14 protein-coding genes are annotated in these 16510 nt (G+C 68.2%); 10 read left to right on the top strand and 4 right to left on the bottom strand.

Annotated elements, in window-relative coordinates:
- Nucleotides 1–4 precede the first annotated feature (4 nt).
- From phbB to BGP17_RS11120, 3 genes are all read left to right on the top strand, one after another.
- Nucleotides 5–727 carry an acetoacetyl-CoA reductase gene (phbB, locus tag BGP17_RS11130; RefSeq protein WP_086127411.1) on the top strand — a complete coding sequence of 241 codons (723 nt, stop codon included), beginning with the start codon at nucleotides 5–7 and terminating at the stop codon, nucleotides 725–727.
- A 188-nt stretch (nucleotides 728–915) separates the two neighbouring features.
- Nucleotides 916–1914 (top strand): esterase-like activity of phytase family protein, encoded by a 999-nt coding sequence (locus tag BGP17_RS11125; protein WP_167300431.1) that lies wholly within the window; start codon nucleotides 916–918, stop codon nucleotides 1912–1914.
- A gap of 62 nt (nucleotides 1915–1976) precedes the next feature.
- Complete coding sequence (locus BGP17_RS11120) at nucleotides 1977–2594, top strand: hypothetical protein (protein WP_286711972.1); 618 nt, start codon at nucleotides 1977–1979, stop codon at nucleotides 2592–2594.
- A gap of 116 nt (nucleotides 2595–2710) precedes the next feature.
- Here BGP17_RS11120 and rpmB read toward each other — a convergent pair whose 3' ends face one another.
- Nucleotides 2711–3007: a 50S ribosomal protein L28 gene (rpmB, locus tag BGP17_RS11115; protein WP_086127409.1), complete on the bottom strand. Its 297-nt coding sequence runs from the start codon at nucleotides 3005–3007 to the stop codon at nucleotides 2711–2713.
- A gap of 173 nt (nucleotides 3008–3180) precedes the next feature.
- On the opposite strand from rpmB, the gene BGP17_RS11110 reads away from it, so the two are divergent.
- From BGP17_RS11110 to BGP17_RS11100, 3 genes are all read left to right on the top strand, one after another.
- Nucleotides 3181–3477, top strand: a complete 297-nt coding sequence (locus BGP17_RS11110; RefSeq protein ID WP_167300433.1) for a hypothetical protein — start codon at nucleotides 3181–3183, stop codon at nucleotides 3475–3477.
- A gap of 215 nt (nucleotides 3478–3692) precedes the next feature.
- Nucleotides 3693–4124, top strand: coding sequence for a nucleoside deaminase (locus BGP17_RS11105; protein ID WP_167300555.1), 432 nt, complete (start codon nucleotides 3693–3695; stop codon nucleotides 4122–4124).
- Between the two features lie 74 nt (nucleotides 4125–4198).
- Entirely contained in the window at nucleotides 4199–5506 is a 1308-nt protein-coding gene (locus BGP17_RS11100) for a hemolysin family protein (protein WP_167300434.1), read from the top strand.
- Nucleotides 5507–5685: 179 nt separating this feature from the next.
- On the opposite strand, the gene BGP17_RS11095 is transcribed toward BGP17_RS11100, so the two are convergent.
- The gene (locus BGP17_RS11095) at nucleotides 5686–6456 is read right to left on the bottom strand and encodes a helix-hairpin-helix domain-containing protein (RefSeq protein ID WP_286711971.1); all 771 of its coding nucleotides are present in this window, start codon (nucleotides 6454–6456) and stop codon (nucleotides 5686–5688) included.
- 136 nt (nucleotides 6457–6592) lie between these two features.
- Nucleotides 6593–7855: a phosphoribosylamine--glycine ligase gene (purD, locus tag BGP17_RS11090; protein ID WP_286711970.1), complete on the bottom strand. Its 1263-nt coding sequence runs from the start codon at nucleotides 7853–7855 to the stop codon at nucleotides 6593–6595.
- Here purD and xseA point away from each other — a divergent pair.
- The 4 genes from xseA to BGP17_RS11070 all read left to right on the top strand — a co-directional run bounded on the left by xseA (nucleotide 7854) and on the right by BGP17_RS11070 (nucleotide 13726).
- The gene (xseA, locus tag BGP17_RS11085) at nucleotides 7854–9230 is read left to right on the top strand and encodes an exodeoxyribonuclease VII large subunit (protein ID WP_286711969.1); all 1377 of its coding nucleotides are present in this window, start codon (nucleotides 7854–7856) and stop codon (nucleotides 9228–9230) included. The genes purD and xseA overlap by 2 nt on opposite strands.
- A gap of 31 nt (nucleotides 9231–9261) precedes the next feature.
- A complete protein-coding gene (locus BGP17_RS11080; protein WP_167300438.1) occupies nucleotides 9262–9462 on the top strand; it encodes a DUF2093 domain-containing protein in 201 nt (66 codons plus the stop codon).
- A complete protein-coding gene (locus BGP17_RS11075) occupies nucleotides 9462–10364 on the top strand; it encodes a M23 family metallopeptidase (protein ID WP_286711968.1) in 903 nt (300 codons plus the stop codon). Before BGP17_RS11080 ends, BGP17_RS11075 begins: the two co-directional genes overlap by 1 nt.
- A gap of 269 nt (nucleotides 10365–10633) precedes the next feature.
- The gene (locus tag BGP17_RS11070) at nucleotides 10634–13726 is read left to right on the top strand and encodes a TonB-dependent receptor plug domain-containing protein (RefSeq protein WP_286711967.1); all 3093 of its coding nucleotides are present in this window, start codon (nucleotides 10634–10636) and stop codon (nucleotides 13724–13726) included.
- Between the two features lie 127 nt (nucleotides 13727–13853).
- Here BGP17_RS11070 and clpB read toward each other — a convergent pair whose 3' ends face one another.
- A complete protein-coding gene (gene clpB, locus BGP17_RS11065; protein WP_167300441.1) occupies nucleotides 13854–16433 on the bottom strand; it encodes an ATP-dependent chaperone ClpB in 2580 nt (859 codons plus the stop codon).
- Between the last annotated feature and the right edge of the window lie 77 nt (nucleotides 16434–16510).

Genomic DNA, 16510 nt, shown 5'->3' with positions numbered 1-16510 from the left:
AAGCATGGCACGCGTAGCGATCGTGACGGGCGGCACCCGCGGCATCGGCGAGGCGATCAGCCTCGCGCTCCAGGACGCGGGAATGATCGTCGCCGCCAACTATGCGGGCAATGAGGAGAAGGCCCGGGCCTTCACCGACCGCACCGGCATCGCGGCATATAAATGGGATGTGGGCGATTACGACGCCTGCCACGAAGGCGTGGCGAAGGTCGCGGCCGAGCTCGGTCCGGTCGACGTGGTGATCAACAATGCCGGCATCACCCGCGACGGCACGATCCTGAAGATGAGCCGCGACATGTGGGAGGATGTGATCCGCATCAACCTGGGCGGCTGCTTCAACATGGCGCATGCGGTGTTTCCCGGCATGCGCGACCGCAAATGGGGCCGCATCGTCAATATCGGCTCGATCAACGGCCAGGCCGGCCAATATGGCCAGGTCAACTATGCCGCCGCCAAGTCCGGCATCCACGGCTTCACCAAGGCGCTGTCGCAGGAAGGCGCGCGCTTCGGCGTGACGGTGAACGCGATCGCGCCCGGCTATATCGACACGGACATGGTCGCCGCGGTGCCGCCCGAGGTGCTCGAGAAGATCGTCGCGAAGATCCCGGTCGGCCGGCTCGGCCAGGCGCACGAGATCGCGCGCGGCGTGGCGTTCCTGTGCTCGGACGAGGCGGGATTCGTCACCGGATCGACGCTTTCGATCAACGGCGGCCAGCACATGTACTGATGCGATGAGGGCCGCCCCTTTCAGGGCGGCCCCCAACCCCTCGATACGCTACGCGAGGGAAACTCTTGTTCGAACAACCAACGCCTCCCTAGCCGGGTTCCCTTTAGTTTCTTCTGAACGGGCTGGTCACCCGGCGTTCATCTTTCGGGCGCTGGTCCTTCCGTCGCCAGCCGCTATGAGCGGAGGCGATGCTGCTCCGTGTTGCGATTGCCCTGTTCTCCCTCGGTTTCATCCTGCTGCTCTCCGCATCGGGGCGCGACGGGCGCGACCTGCTGGGCAAGGTGCCGCGCATGACCGTGGAGCGCGTGCCGCTCGACGCGCGCGATCCCGGGCGGACCCGGGTGGGCGCGCTCACCTATCTGGGCGGCATCCGGCTGAAGAGCCCGGATCGCGCCTTTGGCGGCTTTTCCTCGATGCGGATCAAGGGCGATCGCTTCACTCTGCTCAGCGACGGCGGCACCTTCATCCGGTTCCGCATGGGCGCCGACTGGACGCCGCGCGAACTGGCGTTCGGCGACCTGCCCGCCGGCCCCGGCACCGGCTGGCTGAAATCGGACCGCGATTCGGAATCGATGACGAGCGACCCTGCCACCGGGCGGACCTGGGTGGGATTCGAGCGCTACAACGCGATCTGGCGCTATGACGAGGGGCTGACGCGGGCCGAGCGGAGCGTGGAGCCCGCCGCGATGCGGGACTGGTCCGTCAATGGCGGACCCGAATCGATGGTTCGCCTGGCCGATGGCCGATTCGTGGTGATCGGCGAGACCTCGCGGCCCAAGGGGAGCCGGGTCGGCCGCGAGGCGCTGCTCTTCCCTGGCGATCCCACCGCGCCGGGGGCCGAGCCGATCCGCTTCGTCTACATGCCGCCCGACGAGCGCTACGATCCGAGCGATGCGGTCCAGCTGCCCGATGGGCGGCTGATCGTGCTCAACCGGCGCTTCGCGGTGCCGAGCCTGTTCACGGTCAGGCTGACCCTGGTGGATCCGAAGGAATTCCGTGCCGGCGCAGTGGTGCGCGGCACGGAGATCGCGGCGCTGGCCGCGCCCCTGATCCACGACAATTACGAAGCGCTGGCGATCACGCGCGAGGGCGACGACACGATCCTGTGGATCGCATCGGACGACAACCAGCAATTCTGGGAATGGTCGCTGCTGCTCAAGTTCCGGATCGAGTTCGGGAAGCGCTGAGCGGCCGATGCCGCTACAAGGGCATCCCCTCCGGTTTCGTTTCGGCTGCCATTGGAATGTAGATGAGCCCGCTCCCGCACAGTACGAAAGCCTTTCTCTATCAATCCGGCCTCGATCGCATCCGGGACGGATTCCGGGCGGCGACCGCTTCGCTGGAGCAAAGCCGGAACGCGTCGAACGAAGCCCATGCGCGCTATGTCGACAGCGGCGAGGACGACTCGGAATATGACGAGGACGGGTGCCTGATCCACAGCACGGCCCACGCGCTCCGCAGTGCCGGAGAGGAAGCCGATTATGCGCTATTGGCGGTGCGGGAGGCATTCATCATGGCATCGTTCCACTATTGGGAGCGATGGGCGCGGACGGCGACCGGGCTTACCGCCCCCGGCGATCGTTTCGACAAGGTGCGGACGGCATGCGCGCAACTCTATCCCGTCAGCGACGCGTTGGGGACGCTCAACTGTCTGAACAACCTGCTGAAACATGGCAGCGCCCATAGCGCGCGCAAGCTTGCCGGGATTCGCGTCGATCATTTCCGGGTGCGCCCGTCCTGCTTCCTGCACGACAGGCGGGAGCATTGGGCACTGGGCATTGGCGACAGGCATGTCGAGGAAGCGTTCGAGATCGTGCGCGCTTCCGGGCCGCAATATGCGGATTCCGGGCCCGTCGCGGACAAATGATCTCCGCGGGGTCGCGTGCTGCGGCGCTGCGGCGACACGCAGGTTGGAAGACATGCGAAAAGCCCGCCCTCCGCATGGAGAACGGGCTCGCATTGGAGCCGTCGAAGGCGTGGCGGTTAGGCCGCGGTCTTCTCGGCCGACGCCTTGCGCACTTCGCGCTTCAGGCGGCGGGCGCGCAGCGACAGATCGTCGTCGCTGGTCTTGAGCAGCCAGTTGTCGAGGCCGCCATTGTGCTCGACCGAGCGCAGGCCGTGGGTCGACACGCGCAGGCGCACGCTGCGGCCCAGCGCATCGCTGATCAGCGTGACGTTCTGCAGGTTGGGCAGGAACGTACGCTTGGTCTTGTTGTTGGCGTGGGAAACGTTGTTACCCACCTGCCGGCCCTTGCCGGTCAGCTCGCAAATGCGCGACATCGCTTGATATCCTGGTTTGAGCCTCAGCGAACTGGGGCCGGAAAGGTGGCGCCGATAGCCGTAATGGGACGGTGCGTCAACCGATTCGCCCCAAGAAACGCCTTGTGCCGGCGCAACCACCATGGTTGATGCGGCGTTGATTACGCAACCGATTCAATTGGGGAGATGAAGCGATGCGTGGAATTCTCGTTCTCATAGGTCTGATCGCGCTGGCCGTGGTGGTGCTCATGTCGGTCGGCATGCTGCGCATCGAGCAGCAGCAGGGCGCGTCGATGCCGACGATCACTTTCGATGCCAAGGGCGGCCAGCTGCCCAAGTTCAAGGCCGAGACGGGATCGGTGGGTATCGGATCGACCAATACGACCGTTGCGGTGCCGACGGTCGAGATGCGGAACACCACGGTCACCCTGCCCACCATCGAAGTGAAGCAGGCCGGCGCCACGCCGACGCCCACGCCCGCCGCGAAGTAACGGCCGGGCGCCCCGGACCCAATTGGCGGCGATAGCGCTGCCGCCGCCGGGTGCGTATCCGGCGAAGGGGCCGGGGCGCGACTTCCGGATTGCCTGCCGGGCGATTCGGATGCCGATCGGTGGCCGCATAGCAGGTCCCCGGCCTTCGCCGTGAAGCAGGTGACGGGGAAGGGCGGGTACGCTAGGCCCGCTCCATGTTCCCCCTCCCCGAACCGATGCGCCTGGCGCTCGACGCTGCCCGTGCGGCCGCGGAAGCGGGCGAGGTGCCGGTGGGCGCGGTGCTGGTGCATGCGGGCAGGGTCATCGCCACGGCCGCGAATGCCCCGCGCGGGCTCCGCGACCCGACCGCCCATGCCGAGATGCGGGTGATTCGCGCGGCGGCCGCGGCGCTGGGGCGCGAACGGCTGGAGGATTGCGACCTGTGGGTGACGCTCGAGCCCTGCGCGATGTGCGCGGGGGCGATCGCGCATGCCCGGATCGCGCGCGTCTATTACGGCGCCGGCGACCCCAAGGGCGGCGCGGTGGAGCATGGCCCGCGCTTCTTCGCCCAGCCGACCTGCCATCACCGCCCCGAAGTCTATCCCGGCATCGGCGAGGCCGAGGCGGGGGAGATATTGCGCGATTTCTTCCGCGAGCGGCGCGGCTGATCTTACATTTCATTGCGCGGATGCAACGCCGGTTGCCGCATGGCACCATCTGCGGATATGAAGGGCATCACACCATGTTGGCGCCTTTCCCCTGGATAGACGTAGCGATCATCTTCGCGCTGATCGTTCTGAACGGCCTTTTCTCGATGTCCGAACTCGCGATCGTATCGTCGCGCACGGCACGGTTGGAGGCGATGGCGCGTGCCGGGCGCAGCGGGACCGGCGCGCGTACCGCCATCCAGCTGGCCGCCGATCCGGGCAAGTTCCTTTCCACCGTGCAGATCGGCATCACGCTGATCGGCATCGTCGCCGGCGCCTATTCGGGCGCCAGCCTGGGCGAGCCGACGGCACAGCGGATCGCGCTGCTCGGCGTGGGCGACGAGCTTGCCCATACCATCGGCATCGCGATCGTGATCGGCCTCACCACCTTCGCTTCGCTGGTCGCGGGCGAGCTGGTGCCCAAGCAGTTCGCGCTCCGCTCGCCCGAGCCGATCGCAGTGCTGGTCGCGGTGCCGCTGCTATGGACGAGCCGCGCGACTGCGCCGCTGGTGTGGCTGCTCGATTCGACCACCCGGCTCATCTTCCGCCTGATCGGCCTCAACCGCGAATCGGAGAACCGCGTCACGGCCGAGGAACTGCACCTGCTGGTCGCCGAGGCAAGCAAGTCCGGTGTGATCGAGGAGCATGAGCGCTCGATCATCTCCAGCGTCGTCCGCCTCGCCGACCGGCCGGTGCGCGAAGTGATGACGCCGCGCACCGAAGTCGACTGGGTCGACGTCAACCTGGACGCCGACGGCATCCGCGAGGCGCTGCTGCTCACCCCCCACACCCGCCTGCCGGTGGCCGAAGGATCGGTCGATACGGTGATCGGCGTGGTCCAGGCGCGCGACATCGCCGCCGCGCTGTTCCGCGGCGAGGCGCTCGACCTGCGCAAGCTGATGCGCGAGGCGCCGATCCTGCCCGACACCGTCGATGCGATGGACGCGCTGGGCGCCCTTCGGCGCGCGGAGGTGCCGATGGGGCTGGTGCATGACGAATATGGCCATTTCGAAGGCATCGTCACGCCGGCCAACCTGCTGGCCGCGATCGCGGGCGAGCTCGCCTCGGACGTGGAGCCCGGCGACAACCCCAATATCGTGACGCGCGAGGATGGCTCGCTGCTCGTCTCGGGCCAGATGGCGGCGGACCTGCTTGCGGAGCGGCTCGGCCTCGATCTCGACGAGGACCGCGATTACGCTACCGTCGCCGGCCTGGCGCTGGCGGTGTTCAAGCGGTTGCCCAATGAAGGCGACTATTTCGTCGAGCAGGGCTGGCGCTTCGAGATCGTCGACATGGACGGGCGCAAGATCGACAAGCTGCTGGTCCAGCGGGCGGCGGGGTGAGCGCGGCGATGCGCCGCGGCCCGGACGGGGCGAGGCGCACCGCGCCTCAGTACGCAGGGGGCATCGACATCCGGGATTGAAGATCCGGCATTGCCGGGACTCCACCCGTCCCCCCGGCACGGGGCCCGGGTGACAAGGTATTTGCGGTGCCGTCGTGCGAGCTCGGGCGGCGATGCATCCTAGAGCTTCCCGAAGACCCCCTCGAAGCCGGCAATGTCTTCCTTCGCCAGGAAGCTCGCCTGCTCGATCCAGCGGTCGCGGTGGATGCGACCCTGGAAGTCGCCCAGCCTGGCGTCGAGCGTATCGGCTTCCTGGGGGGTGAGCGCGGCGAGCTGGGCGAAGCGGGTGATGCCGACGCTGGCCAGCCGCTCGGCGAGGCGCGGGCCGACGCCCTTCATCCGGGTGAGATCGTCCGCCGCCGGGCCGGCGGGCGCTGGCTCCGGCGTGGCGGCGGGCTCGACGGCTGCCGCTGCCGCCTCCGGCGCGCGCATGGGTTCGGCGATGTCCGAGGCGAGCGATGCGGGCGTGGCGTCGAGCGGCGCGGCGGCGGCGATCGGCTCGTCCGCGAGAGGCTCGGGTGCCGGCGTTTCATCCACCCGCTGCGCGGCGGTCTCGGCGGCCGGTTCGGCCTCCTCCACGACGGGCGGGAGCGGCGCCGGGACGATCTCTGCGACCGGCTCCGGTTCCGGGGCGGGCGGCGCCAGCGGCGGCTCGGCCAGGGGCGGCGGCGAGGGAGCGACGGGCGGGGTGATCGGCCGGGCCTGCGCGGCGTCCTCCCGATACTCCTCGTTATATTCCTCTATCTCCGCGCGCGCATTGCGGCGGCGGCCGGCGAGGCGGGCGCCCCACCACAGGACGAGGAGCGCGAAGAGGGCGCCCAAGGCGATCGCCGCGAACGGGAGCGTCAGCCAAAGCGGGGCTCCGTTGAAGAGCGGTTCCGTGCTGTTCATCTGCGCCTGTCCCGTCCTTGCGAAATTGCGATTCCCGGCAACTGCATAACGTGGTGCGGCGCAGCGCGACAAGCTGGTCGCGCGCGCCGCTCGCCGACTGTCCCGAAACGGCAAGCTTTGCCGGTCGCGCCGCGCCCTATGGCTGGCGCGCCACTTCGCGCCAGCCGATGTCGCGGCGGCTGAAGCCGGTGGGGAAGTCGATCGCGTCCACTGCCGCATAGGCCGCGGCCTGGGCCGCCTTCGCCGTCTCGCCCAGCGCGGTGACGCTGAGCACGCGGCCGCCGGCGGCGACCAGCGTGTCGCCGTCCATCCGGGTGCCGGCGTGGAATACCTTGGCGCCGGTCGCCTCCGCCCGCTCGATCCCTGCGATCGCGCCGCCCGTCTCCGGCGTGCCCGGATAGCCATTGGCCGCCATCACCACGGTGAGCGCGGTCCTGGCCGCGAAGGTCGGCGCCGGTTGACCGGCCAGCTCGCCCTTCGCCACCGCAAGCATCAGCTGGAGCAGGTCGCCGGTGTAGCGCATCATCAGCACCTGGCATTCGGGATCGCCGAACCGGGCATTATATTCGATCAGCTTGGGGCCGGTCGGCGTCAGCATCAGCCCGGCATAGAGCACGCCCGAATAGGGCGCGCCCATCCGGGCCAGCGCCGCGATCGTCGGGCGGACGATCTCGTCGATCGCCCGGGCCTCCAGCGCGGGCGTGAGCACGGGGGCGGGGCTATAGGCGCCCATGCCGCCGGTGTTCGGGCCGGTATCGCCGTCGCCCACCCGCTTGTGATCCTGGGCCGAGCCGAAGGAGACGAGCGTCTCGCCATCGGTGAGCACGAACAGGCTGGCTTCCTCGCCTTCCAGGAATTCCTCGATCACCACGCTGGCGCCCGGCTCGGCGAAGATCGCGTGCACCGCGCCTTCCGCCTCTTCGTGGGTGAAGGCCACCGTCACGCCCTTGCCCGCGGCCAGGCCATCGGCCTTGATCACCACCGGGAGGCCGAAATCCTCGAGGCTGGCCAGCGCGCCGTCGCGGCTTTCGCAGCGGACATAGCCGGCGGTCGGGATCCGCTCGCGCGCGCACAGGTCCTTGGTGAAGCCCTTGGAGCCCTCGAGCTGCGCCGGCACCTTGTTCGGCCCGAACACGGCCAGGCCCATGGTGCGCAGATTGTCGGCCAGGCCGGCGACCAGCGGCGCCTCGGGCCCGATCACCACGAAGCCGATCGAGTGGCGCAGGCAGAAGTCGATCACGGCCCGATGGTCGTTCACCGCGATGTCCACGATTTCGGCGTGCTCGGCTATTCCCGGATTGCCCGGCGCGGCGTAGAGCCGCTCGAGCAGCGGCGATTGCGCGAGCTTCCAGGCGAGCGCATGTTCGCGGCCACCGGACCCCAACAACAGGACATTCATGGCCGACCCCTTTCCCGATACGCCTGGGCGGCTCGTAGCCGAGCCGGTGCCGGGCGACAACGCGCCTGCGCTCTCGGTGAGCGAATTATCTTTGGCATTGAAGCGGATGGTCGAAGGCGAGTTCGGCCATGTCCGGCTGCGCGGCGAGATTTCGGGGTGGAAGCGGGCGGCGTCGGGCCATGCCTATCTGGCGCTCAAGGACGCGGATGCGGTGATCGACGGCGTGATCTGGCGCGGCGCCGCCAGCGCGATCCCGTTCCAGCCGCAGGACGGCATCGAAGTGATCGTCACCGGCAAGCTCACCACCTATCCCGGGCGCAGCAAGTACCAGATCGTCATCGATCGCATGGAACTGGCCGGCGAAGGCGCGCTGATGGCGCTGTTCGAGAAGCTGAAGGCCAGGCTGGCCGGCGAGGGACTGTTCGATCGCGAGCGCAAGCAGCCGCTGCCCTATATGCCGAAGGTGATCGGCGTCGTGACCTCGCCCACCGGCGCGGTGATCCGCGACATCCTGCATCGCCTGGCGGACCGGTTTCCCAGCCATGTGCTGGTCTGGCCGGTGAAGGTGCAGGGCGACGGCGCCGCGCAGGAAGTGGCGAACGCGATCCGGGGCTTCGATGCGCTGGAGCATGGCGGGGCGGTGCCGCGGCCCGACCTGCTGATCGTCGCGCGCGGCGGCGGCTCGATCGAGGACCTGTGGGCCTTCAACGAGGAAGCGGTGGTGCGCGCCGTCGCCGCCTGCCGCATTCCGGTGATCTCGGCGGTGGGGCACGAGACGGATACCAGCCTGTGCGACTATGCCGCGGACCTGCGCGCGCCGACCCCCACGGCCGCCGCCGAGATCGCGGTGCCGGTGCTGGCCGATGTGCGCCACACGCTGGCGACGCTGGCGCACCGCACCGAGCGCTGCGTGCGCCGCTATCACGAGCGCGCCGGCGAGCGGCTGGCGGCGCTGGTGCGCGTGCTGCCGCGCCGCGACGCGCTGCTCGGGCCGCAGCGGCAGAAGATGGACGATCTGAGCGGGCGGCTCGACCGGGCGCTGGAACGCCGCGTCACGCTGGCGCGCGGGCAGCTCGACCGTTCGGCGGGGGCGCTGCGCCCCGCGATGCTCGACCAGCGGCTCGCCGCGGCCAGGCAGCGGCTGGAGGGCATCGGCCGGCATCTCGACCTGGTGCACCCCAATCGCCCGCTCGAAAAGGGCTATGCCTGGGTCGAGGCGCGGGGCACGTGCAAGGTGATCGGCACGGCCGAGGGCGCGCGCGGCGCGGGCGCCGTGACGCTCCACTTCATCGACGGCGCGGTCGATGCGCGGGTTGAGCGGCCGGGCGGCAAATCCTATGATGCGGCCAGGCCCGAACAGCCCAGCCTGTTGTGAGGAAAATGCCAGTCACGAGGATGCCGCGCTTATGCTGATGTCGAACCCCGTCGCCCGCGCGGCGCGCCTTCACTTCATGGCGAACGGCTTTCGCGTCCTGACGCCGGGCGACCATGTCGTCTGCGCGGTCAGCGGCGAGAAGGTGCCGCTCGAGCGGCTGCGCTACTGGAGCGTCGCCGCCCAGGAGCCCTATGCCTCCGCGGCGCTGGCGATGCAGGCGATGCGCGGCTGATGGGACTCGCTGGCCGGCTTCCCGCCGCGATCCTGGGCTTCACGCTGCTCGGCAGCGCCCAGTCGCCCGTTGCGCCCGGCGTTGCGGCTTCCGCGGCGGTTGGGGCGGCGATCCCGCCGGCCCCCGATGTCGCCGGGCCCTTCGCCTTTCAGGGGCAGCTGGTCCAGGGCGGCGCGGCGATCGGCACCGCGCCCAAGGGCACCAGCCTGTTGACGCTCGACGGCGAATCGGTGCCGGTCGCGCCCGATCGCCGCTTCCTGATCGCCTTCGACCGCGATCACGGCCCCTCCGCTACCCTGGTGGCGACGCTGGGCGACGGCACCCAGCAGCGCCAGGTGCTGGCGATCGCGCCGCGCGCCTGGGACATTTCCCGGCTCGATACCCTGCCCAAATATCCGGTGCCGCGTCCCGAGTTCGAGCGGGTCCGTCCCGGCGAGCTCGCCCAGATCAATGCCGCGCGGAAGCTGCAGACCGATTCGGCGGGCTGGCGGCAGATGCCGTTCTTCTGGCCGGTGGTCGGGCGCATCTCCACGCTGTTCGGATCGCAGCGCATCTATCGCGGCGAGCCCGGATCCTATCATTCGGGAATCGACGTCGCCCGGCCGGCCGGCACGGTGGTGCTGGCGCCTGCCGACGGCGTGGTGATCCTCGCGGCCGCCAGGCCCTTCACGCTGGAAGGCAACCTGCTGATGATCGATCACGGCGCGGGGCTGAACAGCGCCTTCATGCACCTCTCGCGCATCGACGTTAAGCTGGGCGAGCATGTTCGGCGCGGCCAGCCCATCGGGGCGGTGGGGATGACGGGGCGCGCCACGGGGCCGCATCTCCACTGGAGTCTCAAATGGCGCGACGCGCGGATCGATCCGCTGCTCGTTGCGGGGCCGATGCCTGTTACCGATTGAGGCGCCAATGTGTCGCGCTGCAACACAAAAAAACACGAATCGTGTCGACTGCGCAATATTACAAGCCGTCATGTGGCATTTTGGCTACAGTCCCGTTGAAAGCGCGCACAGTATCGCCGTGTGCGGTTTACAGTCGCCGGGCGGCGATCCACGATCCCGCCAAGCTCTGCCATCCTGATACGTGAGTTGCACACGAATGGATGGCGGAGCGGGGAGACAAACCCGGCTGTCGAGCATCCGCGGAACAGCCGGATACAAGAGGGATCACCATGAAGAACACGCAGATCACCCTGCGCGGGAGCACGGCGCTGTCCGCGCTCGTGCTCGCGGGTGCGCTCATCGCCACGCCGGCGATGGCGCAGGACTCGAGCAGCTCCACCACCTCGACCAGCAAGAGCACGAATGCCCAGGACGACCAGAGCGGCGGCGAGATCGTCGTCACCGGCTCGATCCTGCGTCGTACCGACACCGAGACGCCGTCGCCGGTGACCGTGCTGTCGGCGGAAACGCTGGAACAGCGTGGCGTCAACACCGTCGCCGAGGCGCTGCAGCGCCTGTCGGCCAACGGCTCGGGCACCATCTCGGAAGGCTGGAACAACGGCAACAACTTCGCAGCCGGCGCGAACGCCGTGTCGCTGCGCGGCCTGACCGTGCAGAAGACGCTGACGATCTTCGACGGCATGCGCATGGCGCCGTATCCGCTCGCCGACGACGGCCACCGCAACTTCGTCGACCTGAGCACCGTTCCCGACGCGATCATCGACCGGATCGAAGTCCTGAAGGACGGCGCTTCGTCGACCTACGGCGCCGACGCCGTCGCGGGCGTGGTCAACGTGATCACCAAGAAGGAAGTCAAGGGCATTCACGCCAATGCCTCGGCCGGCATCTCGAGCCGCGGCGACGGTGGCGAGCAGCGCTTCGACCTGACCCTGGGTCATGGCGACCTGGAGGAGCAGGGCTTCAACGTCTACATCAACGGCTTCTACCGCAAGAATGACGAGATCTGGGCGCGCGACCGCCAATATCCGTTCGGCAGCGGCGACAACAGCGCGATCTGCGAGCCGGGCACCCCGGCCACCGGCCTGACCACCGGCTGTATGCCGATCGCCACGCGCTGGTATCAGTTCGGCGTCAACCGCAACGGCACGCTCGGCGGCTCGACCATCTCGGTCAACCCGCTCGTCGCAGCCGGCACCGCCGCCGGCGGCCGCACCGGTGAATATCAGCTGCTGAACAGCGATTGCGGCGCCTTCGGCCTCTCGCCGATCACGCTGCCGAACAGCGCGCGCCAGCTCAACACGGCGGGCACGCTCTATTCCTGGGCTCCGAACCAGTGCACGGGCGACCTGCGCAAGCTGTACGGCACCGTGCGCCCGTCGACCGAGCGCTATGGCTTCGCGACTCGTGCGACCATCAAGGTCGGCGACAATGCCGAGGCGTACATCACCGGCAACTACATGCATGTGAATACCTATTCGCAGCTGACGCCGGCCGCCTTCAACAACCAGACGCCGCCTCCGGGCCCCGTCACGCTGAACCCGATCGTCCTGCCGGTCTATGTCTGCGCCGCCGGCGTGGCCACGATCAACCCGGCGACGGGCGTGAACACCAGCACGGGCTGCTCGGCCGCGAACGGCACGCTCAACCCGAACAATCCGTTCGCAGCCGCCGGCACCGTCGCGCTGCTGCGCGGCCGCTACGATCGCCCGCAGACCGTGGAAACGAACGCCCGTTCGCTCCGCGGCGCCGCCGGCATCCGCGGTTCGTTCGGCGAGAACAACGACTGGAACTACAACGTCGAGTTCACGGCGTCGCAGGTCGAGCTCAGCCGCATCAGCCAGAACTACCTCATCCCGCAGCGTCTGGCCGATGTGATCGCCACCGGTGCCTACAACTTCGTGAACCCCTGGCTGAACACCCAGGCGGTGCGCGACTATGTGGCTCCGACCAGCATCAAGCGTTCGACTTCGGATCTGTGGCAGGTCAACGCGACTCTCGGTCGCGCCCTGTTCGAGCTGCCGGGTGGCCCGCTGCAGGCCGCCGTCGGTGCGTCGTACCGCCACGAGGCGATCAACGACGCCTCGGCCAACGCGGAGAACCTCGCGCATCCGTATGATCGCTACTACACGATCAACGCGGTGGGCGCGATCGGCTCGCGCAACATCAAGTCGGCGTTCTACGAAATCAGCGCGCCGATCGTGAAGGAACTCGAGCTGAGCGCTTCGGGCCGCTACGACGATTATTCGTCGGGCCAGACCAACTTCTCGCCGAAGTTCGGCGCGAAGCTGAAGCCGATCGAGCAGATCCTGCTCCGCGGTACCTGGTCGAAGGGCTTCCGTATCCCGTCGTTCAACGAGGCCTATGGCCTGCCGACGACCGGCTACACCACGCTCTCGATCAACTGCACCACCTATGCGGCGTTCTGCGCCTCGCACGGCAACAACACCTATGTGACCGGCCAGTATTCGCTGGGCCGCACTTCGGTGGGCAACCCGGCGCTGGCGCCTGAAAAGTCCACCAGCTGGACCGCCGGCGCGGTGTTCGAGCCGATCCGCAACCTCAGCTTCACCATCGACTATTTCAACATCAAGGTGAAGGACGTCATCGGGAACATCTCGGCGGCGGACCAGGATGCGGCGCTCGCGGCGTATCTGAACAGCGGCGCCACCACTGCCGTTCCGGGCGTCGTGGTGGTTCCGGGCACTGCCGACGCGCAGTTCCCGGCCGCACGTCCTCTGCCGGGCTTCATCCAGTTCTCGTTCCAGAACGCGGATGAAGAGCGCGTCCAGGGTATCGACCTCGGCTTCGAGTTCCGTCACGACTTCGGTGGTGTGAAGCTCTACAGCTCGTTCGACTCGTCGTACCTGATCAAGTACGAAGTGCTCCGTCAGGACGGTTCGGTCGAGCGCTATGACGGCTCGCTCAGCCCGTGCGACTACACTTCGTGCTCGGGTTCGCCGAAGTGGCGCGGCAGCTGGCAGAACACCCTCTCGATGGGTGGCTTCTCGCTGACCGGCACCGTCTACTACACCGGCGGCTACAGCCTCGGTTCGGTCGACTACGGCGGCAACCGCGGCACCAGCGCTGCGGACTGCCGTGCCAATATCGGTCACTCGGTCGTCACCTACCAGAACGGCAACCCCGTGCTCTGCAAGGTGGGCGCGCAGTGGAACGCCGACCTCAGCGCCAGCTACCGCGTGAACGACAACTTCATGATCTACGTGAACGCGCTGAACTTCCTGGACATCAAGCCGAAGTTCGACCCGTCGGCCGCGTACTCGATCTTCAACTACAACCCGTCGTGGGCGCAGGCCAATGTGGTCGGCCGCTACTTCCGCGTCGGCACCCGGATCGACTTCTAAGTCCTTCCGAGCGACTAAAAATCGGGGCGGCTCCTTCGGGAGCCGCCCCTTCTTTTTGTCCGGTCCCTTCGCCGATGCCGCTCCGTCTTCGCGCGGCGGGCGCGGGAAGCGGTGGGCGCAGCGAAAATCAGGCGGCCGCGAGCGCGAGCGCTCCGTCGCCCTCGTCGATCCGGACGGTCGATCCGTCCTTCACCTCGCCGCGCAGGATCATGTCGGCGAGCGGATCCTGCAGATAGCGCTGCACCGCCCGCTTCAGGGGCCGGGCGCCATAGACGGGATCATAGCCCACCCGGCCCAGCCAGGCGCGCGCGGCGTCCGTCAGGTCGAGCTGGATCTTGCGGTCCCTGAGCAGCCTGGCGACGCGGCCGACCTGGATGTCGACGATCGGCGCCATGTGCTCCGCGCCCAGCCGGTGGAATAGGATGATCTCGTCCAGCCGGTTGAGGAACTCGGGGCGGAAATGCGCGCGGACGATTTCCATCACCTGCGGCTCGACGCTCTCGACCGGCTGCCCCTCGCCCAGATTGGTGAGGAACTGGCTGCCCAGGTTCGAAGTGAGGATGACGATCGTATTCGAGAAGTCCACCGTGCGGCCCTGGCCGTCGGTCAGGCGGCCGTCGTCGAGCACCTGGAGGAGCACGTTGAACACGTCGCCATGCGCCTTTTCGACTTCGTCGAACAGCACGACCTGATAGGGCCGCCGCCGCACCGCCTCGGTCAGCACGCCGCCCTCCTCATAGCCGACATAGCCCGGAGGGGCGCCGATCAGCCGCGCAACCGCGTGCTTCTCCATGAACTCGCTCATGTCGATGCGCACCATCGCGTTCGGGTCGTCGAACAGGAACTCGGCGAGCGCCTTGGTCAGCTCGGTCTTGCCGACGCCGGTCGGCCCCAGGAACAGGAAGCTGCCCAGCGGCCGGTTCGGATCCTGCAGCCCGGCGCGGCTGCGGCGCACCGCGGTCGACACGGCTTTCACCGCGTCGGCCTGGCCGATCACCCGCTTGCCGAGCACATCCTCCATGGCGAGGAGCTTCTCGCGCTCGCCCTCCAGCATCTTGTCGACCGGGATGCCCGTCCAGCGCGCGACCACCGCGGCGATATCCTCGCTGGTCACTTCCTCGCGCAGCATCGCGCCCTTGCTCGCGCCCTGCGCTTCCTCGAGCTGCTTGGCGAGCGACGGGATGGTGCCGTAGCTGAGCTCGCTCATCCGGGCGAGATCGCCGGCGCGCTGCGCCTGTTCCAGCTCGATCTTGGCGGCCTCGAGCTGTTCCTTCAGCTTCGATTCGCCGGCGATCTTGTCCTTCTCGGCCTGCCAGCGCGCGGTCAGGCCCGCCGATTGCTGCTCGAGATTGGCCAGTTCCGCCTCGAGATTGGCCAGCCGGTCGCGCGACGCTTCGTCGGTCTCCTTCTTCAGCGCCTCGCGCTCGATCTTGAGCTGGATGATGCGGCGATCGAGATTCTCGATCTCCTCGGGCTTGGACTCCACTTCCATGCGGATGCGGCTGGCGGCCTCGTCCATCAGGTCGATCGCCTTGTCGGGCAGGAAGCGATCGGTGATATAGCGGTTGGAGAGCGTCGCGGCGCTCACGATCGCGGCATCGGTGATGCGCACGCCGTGGTGCAGTTCGTACTTCTCCTTCAGGCCGCGCAGGATCGAGATCGTGTCCTCGACCGTGGGCTCGCCGACGAACACCGGCTGGAAGCGCCGCTGCAGCGCGGGGTCCTTCTCGACATATTTGCGATACTCGTCGAGCGTGGTGGCGCCGATGCAGTGCAGCTCGCCGCGGGCGAGCGCGGGCTTGAGCAGGTTCCCCGCGTCCATCGCGCCCTCGGTCTTTCCCGCGCCGATCAGCTGGTGCATCTCGTCGATGAACAGGATGATGTCGCCTTCGCCGGCCTTCACTTCGTCGAGCACGCCCTTCAGCCGCTCCTCGAACTCGCCGCGATATTTCGCGCCGGCGATCAGGCTGCCCATGTCGAGCGACATCAGCGTGCGGTTCTTGAGATTGTCGGGCACGTCGCCATTGGCGATGCGCAGCGCCAGCCCCTCGGCGATCGCGGTCTTGCCGACGCCGGGTTCGCCGATCAGCACCGGATTGTTCTTGGTGCGCCGGGCGAGGATCTGGATCGTGCGGCGGATCTCCTCGTCGCGGCCGATCACCGGGTCGAGCTTGCCGTCCTTCGCCGCCTGGGTGAGGTCGCGCGCGAACTTCTTGAGCGCGTCATAGCGGTCCTCGGCGCCCGCGGTATCGGCGGTGCGGCCGCCGCGCAGCTGGTTGATCGCGGCGTTGAGCGCCTCCGGCTTCACGCCGGCGGCCTGGAGCGCCTTGCCCGCCGCGGTGTTCAGCGACAGCGCGAGCGCCACGAGCAGCCGCTCGACGGTGACGAAGCTGTCGCCGGCGCGCTGGGCGATCTGCTCGGCCTGGTCGAGCACCCGCACGGCATCATTGTCGAGCCCCGGCGTCTGTTGCGCCCCGCCGCCCGAGACCGCGGGAATCTTCGACAGGGCCAGGTCGGTCTCGGCAAGCGCGCGCCTGGCGTCGCCGCCCGCCGCCTGGATCAGGCCGCTTGCCATGCCCTGCTCGTCCTCGAGCAGCGCCTTCAGGATATGCTCCGGCGCGATCCGCTGGTGATTCATCCGGATCGCGACGGTCTGCGCCGACTGGAGAAAGCCCTTGGCGCGGTCGGTGAATTTCTCGAGGTTCATGCTGGCCCCTTGTTTCGGTCAGCCCGGATGTAGTGTTGCCATTGTGCAACACAAGGGCTGGCGCGCCGGGTGCAGAT

This window comes from Sphingomonas sp. 67-41 (assembly GCF_001899725.1).
Classification (GTDB): Bacteria; Pseudomonadota; Alphaproteobacteria; order Sphingomonadales; family Sphingomonadaceae; genus Sphingomonas; species Sphingomonas leidyi.
Note: the sequence above shows the minus strand (reverse complement) of the source record. Positions and strands in the feature narration are given on the sequence as shown.

Coding starts and splice junctions, on each gene's coding strand:
- phbB (WP_086127411.1), top strand. CDS start 5: ATGGCACGCGTAGCGATCGTGACGGGCGGCACCCGCGGCATCGGCGAG.
- BGP17_RS11125 (WP_167300431.1), top strand. CDS start 916: ATGCTGCTCCGTGTTGCGATTGCCCTGTTCTCCCTCGGTTTCATCCTG.
- BGP17_RS11120 (WP_286711972.1), top strand. CDS start 1,977: ATGAGCCCGCTCCCGCACAGTACGAAAGCCTTTCTCTATCAATCCGGC.
- rpmB (WP_086127409.1), bottom strand. CDS start 3,007: ATGTCGCGCATTTGCGAGCTGACCGGCAAGGGCCGGCAGGTGGGTAAC.
- BGP17_RS11110 (WP_167300433.1), top strand. CDS start 3,181: ATGCGTGGAATTCTCGTTCTCATAGGTCTGATCGCGCTGGCCGTGGTG.
- BGP17_RS11105 (WP_167300555.1), top strand. CDS start 3,693: ATGCGCCTGGCGCTCGACGCTGCCCGTGCGGCCGCGGAAGCGGGCGAG.
- BGP17_RS11100 (WP_167300434.1), top strand. CDS start 4,199: ATGTTGGCGCCTTTCCCCTGGATAGACGTAGCGATCATCTTCGCGCTG.
- BGP17_RS11095 (WP_286711971.1), bottom strand. CDS start 6,456: ATGAACAGCACGGAACCGCTCTTCAACGGAGCCCCGCTTTGGCTGACG.
- xseA (WP_286711969.1), top strand. CDS start 7,854: ATGGCCGACCCCTTTCCCGATACGCCTGGGCGGCTCGTAGCCGAGCCG.
- purD (WP_286711970.1), bottom strand. CDS start 7,855: ATGAATGTCCTGTTGTTGGGGTCCGGTGGCCGCGAACATGCGCTCGCC.
- BGP17_RS11080 (WP_167300438.1), top strand. CDS start 9,262: ATGCTGATGTCGAACCCCGTCGCCCGCGCGGCGCGCCTTCACTTCATG.
- BGP17_RS11075 (WP_286711968.1), top strand. CDS start 9,462: ATGGGACTCGCTGGCCGGCTTCCCGCCGCGATCCTGGGCTTCACGCTG.
- BGP17_RS11070 (WP_286711967.1), top strand. CDS start 10,634: ATGAAGAACACGCAGATCACCCTGCGCGGGAGCACGGCGCTGTCCGCG.
- clpB (WP_167300441.1), bottom strand. CDS start 16,433: ATGAACCTCGAGAAATTCACCGACCGCGCCAAGGGCTTTCTCCAGTCG.